Raw genomic sequence first — 11,837 nt, forward strand, 5'->3', positions numbered from 1 at the left:
CGCGTCGGCACCCGCGAGGGCACCGAGGCCGCCCGCCGGACGGACCCGGCGCGACCGGCGCCCGTTACCATGCGGGCCGGCCCGCGTCATCCGCGCGTCCGGTGGCGCGGGTGCCGACGCGCCTCAGCCCAGCGCTCGAGCAAGACGTCAGATCCCCGTGTCGCACGATTCCGAACCGCAGCCCGTCACCGCGCATCCCGGAGGCCCCCTGCGAGGGGCGCTGAAGCCGCCGGGCGACAAGTCGATCTCCCACCGGGCGATGATCCTGGGCCTGCTCGCCATCGGCGAGACGCGGGTCGAGGGCCTTCTGGAGGGCGACGACGTGCTGCGCACCGCCGCCGCCGCGGAGGCGCTGGGCGCCCGGGTCACCCGCGAGGGCGAGGGGCGCTGGCGGATCGTCGGCGTCGGCATCGGCGGGATGCAGGACCCGGCCGGCGTGCTCGATTTCGGCAATGCCGGCACCGGCTCGCGGCTGATGATGGGCGTGGTCGGCGGCCAGCCGGTCACCGCGACCTTCGACGGCGATGCCTCCTTACGCAAGCGGCCGATGCGGCGCATCCTCGATCCGATCCTGAGGATGGGCGCGCAGGTCGTGTCCGAGGCCGAGGGCGGGCGCGTGCCGCTGACGCTCAAGGGCCCGCGCGAGGCGATCCCGATCCGCTACGAGCTGCCGGTCGCCTCCGCGCAGATCAAGTCGGCGGTGCTGTTTGCCGGGCTCAACGCGCCGGGCACCACCACCGTCATCGAGGCCGCCGCCTCCCGCGACCACACCGAGCGGATGCTGCGCCTGTTCGGCGCCGAGGTGAGCGTGACGCCTTACGGCGAGGGCGGTCACGGCCGCACCGTGACGCTGACCGGTCAGCCGACCCTGCGCGGCACCGACGTGGTCGTGCCGGCCGACCCGTCCTCGGCGGCCTTCCCGCTGGTGGCGGCGCTGATCGTGCCGGGCTCCGAGGTGACCCTGCGCGGCGTGATGATGAACCCGCTGCGCACCGGCCTCATCACCACGCTGATCGAGATGGGCGCCGAGATCGAGCGCCTCGCCGAGCGCGAGGAGGGCGGCGAGACCGTGGCCGACCTGCGGGTGCGGGCGAGCCGCCTGCGCGGCGTCGACGTCCCGGCCGAGCGGGCGCCCTCGATGATCGACGAGTACCCGATCCTCGCGGTCGCCGCGGCCTTCGCCGAGGGCACGACCCGGATGAACGGCCTGCACGAGCTGCGGGTGAAGGAGTCCGACCGGCTCGCGGCGGTCGCCGCGGGGCTCGCCGCCAACGGCGTCACCCACGCGGTCGAGGGCGACGACCTGATCGTCACCGGCACCGGCGAGGCCCCCGCGGGCGGCGGCACGGTCGCGACCCATCTCGATCACCGCATTGCCATGGCCTTCCTCGTCATGGGGCTCGCCACCCGGCGCCCCGTGACCGTCGACGACGGCGCGATGATTGCCACGAGCTTCCCGAGCTTCCGTCCGACCATGCTGGCCCTCGGTGCCCGGATCGAGGACGGGGCCGCCGCATGAATCCGGCTGCTGTGAGCGATCGGCCCGCCATGCCCCTCGTCATCGCCATCGACGGCCCGGCCGCCTCCGGCAAGGGCACGCTCGCCAAGCGGCTCGCCCTGCATTACGGGCTGCCGCATCTCGATACCGGCCTGCTCTACCGCGCGGTGGCGCTGACCCTGATCGACGAGGGGAGCGACCTCGACGACAGGGCGGCGGCGGCGCGGGCGGCCACCGCCCTCTCGGCCGACCGGCTGTCCGACCCGCGCCTGCGGGAGCGGGCGATGGGCGAGGCGGCCTCGCGGGTCTCCTCGGTGCCGGAGGTGCGCGCCGCCCTGCTGTCCTGGCAGCGGCGCTTCGCCGAAGGTGCGGAGGGCGCGGTGCTCGACGGGCGCGACATCGGCACGGTGGTGTGCCCCGAGGCCCGGGTGAAGCTGTTCATCATCGCCGCGCCCGAGGAGCGGGCAAGGCGGCGCCATCGCGAGCTGCTCGGCCGCGGCGAGGAGACGACGCTCGCCGCGATCCTCGCCGACATCCGCGCCCGCGACGCGCGCGATTCGAGCCGCGCCGCCGCCCCGCTGAAGGCCGCCGAGGATGCGGTGGTGCTCGACACCACCGAACTCGATGCCGAGGCCGCCTTCGCCGAGGCCGTCGCGATCGTCGAGCGGCTCAAGACCGCCTGAGCGGCGCGTCCGCGCCGCCGATCCAAGCCTCCACCCGCGCGGCGAGCGCCTGCGGATCGCCCGAGAGGTGCAGCCGCTTGGTGCGCGCGGTCTCGCCTGCGACGAGGGTCACCTCGGCCCTGCGCAGCCCGAGGCTCCGGGCGACGAAGGCGGTAAGGGCCGCGTTGGCGGCGCCCTCGACCGGCGGTGCCGCCACGCGCAGCGCGAGGACGGGGCGCCCATCCGCCTCCGTGCGGACGCCGTCGAGGCCGGTGCGGCTCGCCCGCGGCGTCAGCCGCACCGCGAGGGTGAGGCCGTTCGCGTCGAGGGTGAAGGGGCTTTGCATCGACAAGGTCTCGCGGACGCCGTGGTCCTGATCGCGGGGAAGCAGGTCCCGGTCGCGCTGTGCCATCCGGCGAGGCCGGCTGTCATCCCGGCGCCTCGAACGGTCCCAAACGGCACGGGATGGCAACGGCCGTTCGGCCTCAGCGTCTTCGTCGCGAGACCTGTGCGGATCCTCCGCCGCCCTCGGCCGAATAGCCTCACGCCTTCGTGATGTTTGAGCCGGATGTTGGGGTGAGACGCTCCACATGCGGCGGATCGGTTGTGTCTTCTCCGATGAATGCAACCTCAGCTCCGACAACGCGGCGGCGGAAATGATCGTTGCCGCCTTGCCCCCCGGACGCGGGCGCCCGCAGCGCTACAAGAATTAACCTTTGTAGCTTCTGCTTCGGTTCGACGGGCACCGCAAGAATTCGACAATGCCGAACCGCCGCGACGACGCCGACATCATGTACCGCCTGCTCGTACAGGGGGTTACGGACTACGCGATCTTCATGCTGTCCCCGGACGGCACGGTCGCCAATTGGAATGCGGGGGCGCAGCGCACCAAGGGCTACGCGGCCGAAGAGATCGTGGGGCGCAACTTCGCCCGCTTCTACGCTCCGGAGGATCGCGCTGCGGGATTGCCCGAGCAAGGTCTCCGCACGGCGCGGCGGGACGGTCGGTTCGAGTCGGAGGGCTGGCGCCTGCGCAAGGACGGCTCCCGCTTCTGGGCGCAGGTCGTCATCGATGCGATCCACGACGACGCTGGCTGCTTCATCGGCTTCGCGAAGGTCACCCGCGATTGCACCGAGCGGCGGCGTTCCGAGAATCGGATCCAGCACCTCGCCGGGCACGATCCCCTGACGGATCTCGCCAACCGCGCGACGCTCCGTCAGGCCCTGACGGAGGCGCTCGCCTCCGGGACGGGGGAGAACTGCGCCGTCCTCTACATCGATCTCGACCGCTTCAAGCCGATCAACGACACGCTCGGTCACGCCGTCGGCGACCAGCTGCTCCAGGAGGTGGCCCGGCGCCTGCGGCGGATGGCGGGGGCGCAGGACGTCGTCGGCCGCCTCGGCGGCGACGAGTTCGCGCTGATCCTCAGACCCGCCGACCCTCACCGGGTGGCGGGCGCCGCCCGGCAGATCCTCGAAGCCCTCAACCAGCCTTACACGATCAAGAAGATGCCGATCCGTGTGGGCGCCAGCATCGGCATCGCCGTCGCGCCGCTGGCCGGCGGCGATGCCGACATCCTCCTGCGCAACGCCGACCTCGCCCTCTACGACGCCAAGAAGGAGGGCCGGAGCCGCTACAGCTTCTACGAGCCGGCGATGGGCGACAGCGTCGCGGCGCGGACGAGCCTGGAGAACGCCCTCGGCCGCGCCGTGGCGCGGCGCGAATTCGTCCTGCACTACCAGCCGATCGTCCGCGCCCGCAGCGGCGCGACCATCGGTTTCGAGGCGCTGCTGCGCTGGCGGCGGCCGGACGGGGTGGCGCCGTCGCCCGCGGAGTTCGTGCCGGTGGCCGAGGAGGCGGGCCTGATGCCCGAGATCGGCGCCTGGATCCTGGCCGAGGCGTGCCGCGAGGCGGCGACCTGGCCCGCGCATCTCACCGTGGCGGTGAACGTCTCGGCGACGCAGCTGCGCAGCGCCCTCTTCATCGATGCCGTCGAGCGGGCGCTCGCCGCGAGCGGTCTGCCGCCGCACCGGCTCGAACTCGAGATCACCGAGACCGCGGTGCTCCAGAACCGCGAAGTGGCGCTCGGCCTGCTCCAGCGGCTGCGGGCTCTGGGCGTGATGATCGCGCTCGATGATTTCGGCACCGGCTACTCGTCGCTGAGCTTCGTCCACACCTTCCCGCTCACCCGCCTCAAGATCGACCGGAGCTTCGTCCACGGACTCGGCCGGGATCCGCAGGCGACGGCGATCGTGCGGGCCATCATCGGCCTGTCGCGCAGCCTCCGCCTCGCGGTGACGGCGGAGGGCGTGGAGACGGAGGAGCAGCGCCGCCTGCTCGCCAAGGAACGCGGGCTCGATCTCCAGGGCTACCTGTTCGGCCGTCCGGAGGCCGCGGCCCGCCTCGACCGCACGGTCGAGCTGCGAAGGCCCGCGCGTCGGGCCGCGCTGTCGCGAGACGATCGGCCGAGTGTCCAGGGCCAGCCGGAGGCGGCCTGATGCCGGCCTTTCCCGGCCCGTCGCTTCCGCGGGGCCGTCAGCGAGGCCCGGCACGATGCTGTGTGAAGCGAGCGGTTAACGGGACTACGTGCGGATGACCCGAGTCTCGTCCGACCCGAATGCTTGAACTCGGCCGTCGAGACGAAGATCAGTTGTGCGCAAGAGACAGCTCACGGCTTGTCAAAGCGCAGAGAACGGCCGGGGATGCGCTTGCGCCGTCCGGGGCAGGCTGATAGCGGATTGGGCGCTGCCGGTTTAGCTCAGTTGGTAGAGCAACCGCCTTGTAAGCGGTAGGTCGCGAGTTCGAGTCCCGCAACCGGCACCACCGGGCTCTCGATCCGACGGAACGATCGGATCCAACCCGTCATCCCTCACGTGATCAGTGCTGGCCTGTCCGTTCGCGACGCGAACGGGGCCCTTCGATCGCCGCGCATCGCCCGAAACTGGTATCGCGCGCGAAACGCATCCTCTCTTTTCACAAGTTCTAAAACTGTAATGAATGATAATGCATGGGGGAGAGGGTTAGGGCTCACTCGGTGTGGGACGGACCTGCTCGGCCACCGCGCGAGAGCAATCGTCCGGATGGGGCGTTCGGGCGTATGCGCAATTCGCTGAGTTTCACGCCGCCGGATCTACAGGAGGCGCGGCTCGAAGCAGTGCGCCACCGCTACGTCTTCTATATTCCCGGCTACGATCCCGAGGCGCGAACCCGCTACCGATTGCTGTTCGTGCGGGAATGGGCCCGCTACACCAAGCGGTTCGACGGCGGCAGGCGAACGGTCTCCTGCGCGCAGTTGAGCGAGAACGGGCTGGTTCAGAGCTGGGCCGTGAGCGCGCCCGAACAGGGCGACGGCGCCGAGACCCGATACGACGTGCTCCTGTGGGACGACATCGTCGCCGCCGACTTCGCCCGCTCCCGCTTCCTCAGCGTCGCGCTCCTGGTCGCGGGCACCGCGCACATGATCCTGACCGGCTTGCTGTTCCGCTTCTACCGGCTGAGCTGGAAGTACGGCAACGTCATCCTCTACCCCTTCGTGATGGTGATCCTCCTCACCGCTCTGTCCGTCGCCATCGGTGTGGGCGTGCATGCCCATCTGGGCGATTGGTTCGGCCACAGCCTCGGATGGCCGCTCTGGATCTCGCTGCCGCTGGGCGTGGTCGCGGGCGTCGCCTGGATCAAGCTGATCGAGGCCTTCCTCAACCGCATCTTCTTCTGGCAGCTTCTGAACGATTGGGTGTTCAACTGGCAGCACGGCCAGGGGTGGCGGCCGGATTACGAGCGGCGTCTCGACGCCTTTGCCGGGCACGTCCTGTCCGCGCTCGCGGCGCGGGCCGAGACCGGGCAGCCCACCGACGAGGTGATGATCGTCGGCCATTCCTCCGGCGGGCTGACGGCGGTCGAGGTCGCGGCTCGGCTGCTCGCCCGCGATGCGTCGATCGGCGCCTCGGGCGCGAGCCTTTCGCTGGTGACGCTGGGGTCCGGTCTGCCGCTCGTGGCGATGCAGCCCGCGGCCGCGTCCCTGCGGGCGGAGATCGCGCGCCTCGTCACGGAGCGGCGCGTCGTCTGGTGCGACTTCCACGCGCCCCAGGACTGGATGAACTTCCCCGGCTTCAACCCGCTGCGCGACCTCAAGCTCCGCCTGTGCGGGCAGCAGCCGGTCGCCAACCCCCTCGTGCGCTCGGCCCGCTTTCGCGACCTGCTCTGCCCGGAAACCTACCGGCGGGTGCGCTTCCGCCCGTTCCGGATGCACTTCCAGTTCCTCCTCGCGAACGAGCGGCCCGGCGCCTACGATTTCTTCGCCATGACCCTGGGCCCGCGGCGGCTGCGCGAGCATGTGCTCGCCCCCGTCGCCTGCCGCGAACGCGAGCCCGCTCTTCTGCTCTGATCCGGACGCGTCACCCCGCGCCCGACGGGCGCAAGCCGGCCGAGAGACCGATGCGAATCTTCGTCGTTGCCGTCGGCAGCCACGGCGATGTCCTGCCGCTCCTCGCCATCGCGACCGAGCTGCGGCGGCGGGGACACGCGGTCACGCTCGCCGCGCCCGCTCCCTTCGCCGCGATGGCGGCCCGGGCGGGCGTGCCGTTCTTCGCCCTCGGAACGGAGGAGGATTACCGCCGCGCCGCGACCGAGACCGGTCTCTGGCGGCCCTGGCGCGGCATCGGGGCGATGTTCCGCCACGTCTCGGCCGCGACCGAGCCGGTCTACGGGTGGCTCGCCGGGACCGCACGGCCCGGCGAGTGCGTCGTGCTCGCCTCGACGCTGGCCCTCGGAGCGCGGGTGGCGCAGGAGAAGCTCGGCCTCGACGTCGTCACGGTCCACCTCATGCCGCTGCTCGCCGGGAGCCGCACCGATCCGCCGATCCTGCCCGGCCTGCCCCTTCCCGAGCGGTTGCCGGCGCGCATCCGGCACTGGATCGGATGGGGAGCGGACCGCTTCGTGATCGGGCCCGCGGCCCTGCCGGCGCTCAACGGGTTTCGCGCGCGGCTGGACCTGCCGCCGGTGCGCCGGCTTCGCCGCTGGTGGAGCAGCCCGCAGCGCGTCCTGCTCACGTTTCCCCGATGGTACGCCGCGCCGCAGCCCCACCGGATGCCCCAATCCCTGCAGGTCGGCTTCCCGCTCGCGGATCGCTTCGGCGACGTCGCCGAGCCGGAGCCCGCCGTCGCGGGGTTTCTGGCGGCGGGGCCGCCGCCGCTCGCCTTCACCTACGGCTCGGCCATTTCGCGCAGCCAAGCCTTCTTCCGCACCGCGCTGCGCGTCTGCACCCGCTTGGGCCGGCGCGGCCTCCTCCTCGCGCCGCAGGGCGGGCAGGTGCCGGCGGACTTGCCCCCGAGCGTGCTGCACGTGCCCTACGCTCCGTTCAGCCGCGTGCTGCCCCGCTGCGCCGCGCTGATCCATCATGGCGGGATCGGCACCGTCGCCCAGGCGCTCGCGGCCGGCATTCCGCAACTCGTGGTGCCCGTCGCCTTCGATCACTTCGACGAGGCGCGCTGGCTGGGCCGTCTCGGCGTCGGCACTGCCCTGAGCCGCCGCCGCTTCACCCCGGCCCGCGCCGTGCCGACGCTGCGCCGGCTGCTGACCGATCCCCGCGTCGCCCAGGCCTGCACGGCGGCCAAGGCGCGGATGGCACAGGAGGACGGCGTCGCGGAAGCCTGCGACGCGGTGGAAGCCTTTTGCGCCGGGGCAGAGCACTCGCGTCAGAGAGGCAATTGACGAATGCCGCTCGCTTTGCCCATGGGCACCTCGAACAGGAACGGCGGCGCCAGTTTGAGCAGCGACTGGATCTCCGGCCAGCGCCAGATCAGGAAGGAGGCCTGCTGGTTGAGCGGTGTCTTCTGGTAGGCCGGAGCGAGGACGACGCCCTTCAGGCCGGCTCGGCGGAAGGCTGCCCGTTCCGCCTTGTTCTTCTGAAGCCGGCCGTCGCCCGTGACCGTGAGCCATTCATCGCCCGTGCCGGCCAGATACGCGATCCACTCGAAGTCCGATGCGTGGCGTCCGCAGGGGAGATCACGGATGTGGTCGGCGCGTTGACCGAGATGCCTGAGATAGCCGCCGACCGTCTCGGCCAGCACCGGCGAGGTGCAGTTGTCGAAGAAGACCCGGACGCTCAAGCGGCCTGCCGCGCATCCATCTCGCGCCGGAACGCGAGGGCGCGCTTGACCGCCCGGACCGGAACATCCCAGGCCAGCGCCGCGGCCTCGGGCGAACCCTCCGCCGTCACGGCGTTGACGAGGGCCTCGACGGGAACGGACGTCTCGGCTTCGATCGGCTGTCCGAACGAGCGGGCGGGATCGATCACGACCGACCGTGACCGCCCGAGGGGCCACCAACGCGAGGGAATCCCTGCCTCGTCGTAGTCGAGATGGACCAAGCTTCGCTCCAGGATCTCCTTGAAGGCGAACTGCTTCCTGAAGAGGTCGATGAGTTTCGCCTCCCCGTCCTCCTCGGCGACTTGGAGGAAGATGCTCCGCCCATCGGTGCGGAAGCGGGCCGTCGAGAGGGGCCGCTCATCCTGGACGATCGCGCGCGCCATCTCGATCGCCTGCCTGACCCGTTGAGGGCTGAGGCCGCGCTTGATGAAGGCGTCGGCGACGCGCACCTCCTGCAGATCGCGGAAGCCGAGCGCGAACCCCTCGTCACCGAGATCGACTTGCGGTGTCCAGAGCGACTCGTAGCGCCGGCCGGCCACCTCATGGCCCCTCAACCATCGGGAGATCTTTGCCGGCGAGATCCGGAGCAGGCGGCCGGCTTCCGCGGGCGTGTAGAGCCCGATGCCGATCAGATTGCTTTCGGAGTGTCTCACGCCCTGCTCCACACCCGAAAAGGTTGTGCCGCACCCTCCTCCATCGTCAAGAGGGGCGTGGGCTGTCCTCGTCCCGTCCAGAACGTCTCCTCAGGAAGCGGACGAGGATTCGAGATCGATGGGCGGCGTCATCCGCGACCCTACAACGAAAAGCGATCCACTTCCTCCAGCAGCCGCACGAAGGCGCGCGCGCCGTGATCGAGCGCCGCCGCGCCGGCCTCCGCCGTGCCGAGGCGGGCGTCGCCCAGGGCGCCGGACGGGTGCAGGTCTTCCGTCTTCCAGGCGAAGGCCGCCGGGCGGCCGGCGCGCAGCAGCGTGAAATCGCGTTCCATCGCCACCGTGCGGGGCGCGAAGGTCTCGATCCGGTCCCGCCGCACGAGGTCGGGCCGCAGGGCCAGCATCAGCGCGGTCTCGATGCCGCCGGCATGGATGCCGTGGCGGATCTCGTCGGCGGGGAACAGGCCCTCCGGCAGGCCGAGGCGGCTCCACGAGGTCGTCACCGCCACCATGCCGAAACGGCCGCCCAACTCGCCCGCCACGAGGTCGATGAGCGCGCTGTTGCCGCCGTGGGAGGAGACGATCACGAGCTTCGTGCAGCCCGACTGGTGCAGGCCGGCGCCGATCTCGGTCCAGGCGGCGAGCGCGGTCGCGGCGGTCAGGGTCAGCGTGCCGGGAAAGGAATCGTGCTCGTCCGACTTGCCGACCGCCTGGACCGGCAGGAGCAGCACGTCGAGCGCCTCCGGCACGAGGCGGGCCACCCGCTCCAGATAGCCCTCCGCGATCAGGGTGTCGGTGCCGAGCGGCAGGTGCGGCCCGTGCTGCTCCACCGCGGCGACCGGAAGCACCGCGATCGCCCGGCCCATGTCGCGGGCGCGGATCTCCGCCGTCGTGAGGTCGAGCCAGGATCGCGCCGGCATGCTGTCATCTCCCTGATCGCGCGCTTGAGGGCTCGCGGATCCCGGACACTTCCCGTCTCAACCGCTCGTTAGTCAAGATGCTCCAAGACTTGCGGGACCATCCCCGTGGCCAGCGCCGACCGTCCGTGAACACGCTTCCTCCGAACAGGCCTGCCGCGATGCCGCCCGATCCCGGGGCGGCGGATGAGGATGCGGCCGGGGCGATGCGGGCCGAGCTGGTCCGCCTGCAGGAGATGCTGGAGCAGAATTCGGACTGGATCTGGGAGGTGGATGCGCAGGGCTGCTACACCTACGCCTCGCGCCAATGCGTCGCCCTGCTCGGCCGCGAGCCGGAGGAGGTGGTCGGACGCACGCCCTTCGACTTCATGCCGCCGGACGAGGCGGAGCGGGTCGGACGGATCTTCGGTGCCATCGCCGCCGAGCGGCGGCCCTTCGCCCAGCTTCTCAACCGCAACCTCCGCAAGGACGGCAGCCTCGTCGTGCTGGAGACGAGCGGCGTGCCGCTGTTCGGCGCCGACGGCGCGTTCCGCGGCTACCGCGGCATCGACCGGGACGTGACCGAGCGGGAGGCGGCGAACGCGCGGCTCCGCCACATCGCTCGCCACGACGACCTCACGGGGCTGCCGAACCGGATGTATCTGCGCGAGCATCTCGCCGGACGGCTCGAGGCCGGGCAGCGGCCCGGTGTGCTCAGCCTCGATCTCGACGGTTTCAAGCCGGTCAACGATCGCCTCGGCCACGCCGCGGGCGACTCTGTACTGAGGGAGATCGGCCGACGGCTCGCCGGGCTCGCCGCGTCGCACGGCCTGTTCGCGGCACGACCCGGCGGCGACGAATTCATCCTGATCGTGCCGGAGGGCGCGGACCTCTTTCCGGAGGCCGTCCGCGCCGCCACCGCCGAGCCCATCGCCGTCGAAGCCGGGATGGTTCGGGTGAGCGCCAGCCTCGGCGCCGCTTGGACGACGGCGTCGGGCGACACGGTCGATGCCCTGCTCGCGCGGGCCGACCGCGCCCTCTACGAGGCCAAGACGGCCGCCAAGACGGCCGCCAAGACGACAGGGACGAAGGCCGCCGTCAGCGGCGGCGGCTGACGAGCAGGCCGAGCCCGAACGCCGTCGCGGCGACCAGGGCCAGGGTCGTGCCCCGGTTCTCGTCCGCCCGGACGGCGAGGGCACGACCGCGCCGGCTCGCCTCGTCGCGGAAGTGGCGCCCGCGGGTACGGGCCTCGTCGTGGAGGTGGCGTCCGCGGCCCACGGCCTCGTCGCGGAGATGCCGGCCGCGGGAAACGGCCTCGTCGGCGAGGCGGTAACCGTCCTCGTAGATGTCCTCGGCCCGGTCGCGTGTCCGGCCATAGGCGGACTGCGCCACGCCGGCGACCTGCTCGTAGGCGCCCTCGACCTGGGGACGGGCACGGCCCGCCACGGCGCCGAGCGCGGTCCGGCCGCGGCCCTTGAGGTTGCGCAGGCCGCCCTCGATCTGGTCCCTGTTCATGATGAAATTCCTTGAATCAAATTCGTCCGCCGAGCCCGCGCCGCGGCGGGGCTCGAAACGAGGAAGCCGCACCCGGTCGGGTGCGGCTCCGGCCGTCGGGTTAGTGTCGGCAGATGCCTTCGGTGCGAACGCTTAGAGCTTGCTCTTCACCGCGTCCGCAGCGTTCTTCACGCCTTCCTTGGCCTCGCCGACGGTGCGCTGGGTCTTGCCCTCGACTTCCTGGGCCTTGCCCTCGGCCTTCAGCTTGTCGTTGCCCGTGACGTTGCCGACGCCCTGCTTGACGTTGCCGGCGACCTCGTTGGCGGCACCCTTGATCTTGTCGGTCGTGCTGCTCATCGCGTTTCTCCGCTCATTGTGTTCGCGCCGTCTCTCGGCGCTCTCGGCAAGCTGAACGGATCCCCGGGCGCTTGGTTCCACTCCTATGATGGGGCGTGCATCGCCGCACACGGCCGTGAACGGGCCAGCAAAAT

12 protein-coding genes and 1 tRNA gene are annotated in these 11,837 nt (G+C 71.4%); 7 read left to right on the plus strand and 6 right to left on the minus strand.

The features are described 5' to 3' along the window. Positions 1–157 precede the first annotated feature (157 nt). Both aroA and cmk read left to right on the plus strand, forming a co-directional pair. The gene (gene aroA / locus MFF42_RS06620) at positions 158–1,519 is read left to right on the plus strand and encodes a 3-phosphoshikimate 1-carboxyvinyltransferase (RefSeq protein WP_238255039.1); all 1,362 of its coding nucleotides are present in this window, start codon (positions 158–160) and stop codon (positions 1,517–1,519) included. Positions 1,520–1,548: 29 nt separating this feature from the next. Further along, the gene (gene cmk, locus MFF42_RS06625; protein ID WP_238255040.1) at positions 1,549–2,181 is read left to right on the plus strand and encodes a (d)CMP kinase; all 633 of its coding nucleotides are present in this window, start codon (positions 1,549–1,551) and stop codon (positions 2,179–2,181) included. Here cmk and MFF42_RS06630 read toward each other — a convergent pair. Beyond that, the gene (locus tag MFF42_RS06630) at positions 2,168–2,506 is read right to left on the minus strand and encodes a DUF167 family protein (RefSeq protein WP_238255041.1); all 339 of its coding nucleotides are present in this window, start codon (positions 2,504–2,506) and stop codon (positions 2,168–2,170) included. The genes cmk and MFF42_RS06630 overlap by 14 nt on opposite strands. 415 nt (positions 2,507–2,921) lie before the next feature. Between MFF42_RS06630 and MFF42_RS06635 the strand changes: the two genes are divergently transcribed. The 4 genes from MFF42_RS06635 to MFF42_RS06650 all read left to right on the plus strand — a co-directional run bounded on the left by MFF42_RS06635 (position 2,922) and on the right by MFF42_RS06650 (position 7,869). Then, positions 2,922–4,658, plus strand: coding sequence for a putative bifunctional diguanylate cyclase/phosphodiesterase (locus tag MFF42_RS06635; protein ID WP_238255042.1), 1,737 nt, complete (start codon positions 2,922–2,924; stop codon positions 4,656–4,658). A gap of 249 nt (positions 4,659–4,907) precedes the next feature. Then, positions 4,908–4,983: transfer RNA gene (locus MFF42_RS06640), tRNA-Thr, on the plus strand. A 274-nt stretch (positions 4,984–5,257) separates the two neighbouring features. Continuing rightward, positions 5,258–6,544: an alpha/beta hydrolase gene (locus MFF42_RS06645; RefSeq protein WP_238255043.1), complete on the plus strand. Its 1,287-nt coding sequence runs from the start codon at positions 5,258–5,260 to the stop codon at positions 6,542–6,544. Between the two features lie 50 nt (positions 6,545–6,594). Continuing rightward, complete coding sequence (locus MFF42_RS06650; protein ID WP_238255044.1) at positions 6,595–7,869, plus strand: glycosyltransferase; 1,275 nt, start codon at positions 6,595–6,597, stop codon at positions 7,867–7,869. Here MFF42_RS06650 and MFF42_RS06655 read toward each other — a convergent pair. The 3 genes from MFF42_RS06655 to MFF42_RS06665 form a co-directional block, all read right to left on the minus strand. Beyond that, positions 7,854–8,267: a PIN-like domain-containing protein gene (locus MFF42_RS06655; RefSeq protein WP_283206861.1), complete on the minus strand. Its 414-nt coding sequence runs from the start codon at positions 8,265–8,267 to the stop codon at positions 7,854–7,856. The two genes, MFF42_RS06650 and MFF42_RS06655, sit on opposite strands and share 16 nt — an antisense overlap. Continuing rightward, positions 8,264–8,959, minus strand: a complete 696-nt coding sequence (locus tag MFF42_RS06660) for a hypothetical protein (protein WP_238255046.1) — start codon at positions 8,957–8,959, stop codon at positions 8,264–8,266. Before MFF42_RS06660 ends, MFF42_RS06655 begins: the two co-directional genes overlap by 4 nt. Positions 8,960–9,099: 140 nt before the next feature. Further along, the gene (locus tag MFF42_RS06665) at positions 9,100–9,876 is read right to left on the minus strand and encodes a creatininase family protein (RefSeq protein ID WP_238255047.1); all 777 of its coding nucleotides are present in this window, start codon (positions 9,874–9,876) and stop codon (positions 9,100–9,102) included. Between the two features lie 158 nt (positions 9,877–10,034). Between MFF42_RS06665 and MFF42_RS06670 the strand changes: the two genes are divergently transcribed. Next, positions 10,035–10,967: a sensor domain-containing diguanylate cyclase gene (locus MFF42_RS06670; protein WP_238255048.1), complete on the plus strand. Its 933-nt coding sequence runs from the start codon at positions 10,035–10,037 to the stop codon at positions 10,965–10,967. Here MFF42_RS06670 and MFF42_RS06675 read toward each other — a convergent pair. Both MFF42_RS06675 and MFF42_RS06680 read right to left on the minus strand, forming a co-directional pair. Next, positions 10,951–11,367 carry a CsbD family protein gene (locus tag MFF42_RS06675; RefSeq protein ID WP_238255049.1) on the minus strand — a complete coding sequence of 139 codons (417 nt, stop codon included), beginning with the start codon at positions 11,365–11,367 and terminating at the stop codon, positions 10,951–10,953. The genes MFF42_RS06670 and MFF42_RS06675 overlap by 17 nt on opposite strands. Positions 11,368–11,499: 132 nt before the next feature. Beyond that, positions 11,500–11,703, minus strand: coding sequence for a CsbD family protein (locus MFF42_RS06680; protein WP_238255050.1), 204 nt, complete (start codon positions 11,701–11,703; stop codon positions 11,500–11,502). Positions 11,704–11,837: the final 134 nt, after the last annotated feature.

Source organism: Methylorubrum podarium (genome assembly GCF_022179745.1).
GTDB classification, from domain to species: Bacteria; Pseudomonadota; Alphaproteobacteria; order Rhizobiales; family Beijerinckiaceae; genus Methylobacterium; species Methylobacterium podarium.

Bases quoted from the DNA above. Each gene is read 5' to 3' on its own strand.
- cmk (WP_238255040.1), top strand. From the start codon at position 1,549: ATGCCCCTCGTCATCGCCATCGACGGCCCGGCCGCCTCCGGCAAGGGC.
- MFF42_RS06630 (WP_238255041.1), bottom strand. From the start codon at position 2,506: ATGCAAAGCCCCTTCACCCTCGACGCGAACGGCCTCACCCTCGCGGTG.
- MFF42_RS06635 (WP_238255042.1), top strand. From the start codon at position 2,922: ATGCCGAACCGCCGCGACGACGCCGACATCATGTACCGCCTGCTCGTA.
- MFF42_RS06645 (WP_238255043.1), top strand. From the start codon at position 5,258: ATGCGCAATTCGCTGAGTTTCACGCCGCCGGATCTACAGGAGGCGCGG.
- MFF42_RS06650 (WP_238255044.1), top strand. From the start codon at position 6,595: ATGCGAATCTTCGTCGTTGCCGTCGGCAGCCACGGCGATGTCCTGCCG.
- MFF42_RS06665 (WP_238255047.1), bottom strand. From the start codon at position 9,876: ATGCCGGCGCGATCCTGGCTCGACCTCACGACGGCGGAGATCCGCGCC.
- MFF42_RS06670 (WP_238255048.1), top strand. From the start codon at position 10,035: ATGCCGCCCGATCCCGGGGCGGCGGATGAGGATGCGGCCGGGGCGATG.
- MFF42_RS06675 (WP_238255049.1), bottom strand. From the start codon at position 11,367: ATGAACAGGGACCAGATCGAGGGCGGCCTGCGCAACCTCAAGGGCCGC.
- MFF42_RS06680 (WP_238255050.1), bottom strand. From the start codon at position 11,703: ATGAGCAGCACGACCGACAAGATCAAGGGTGCCGCCAACGAGGTCGCC.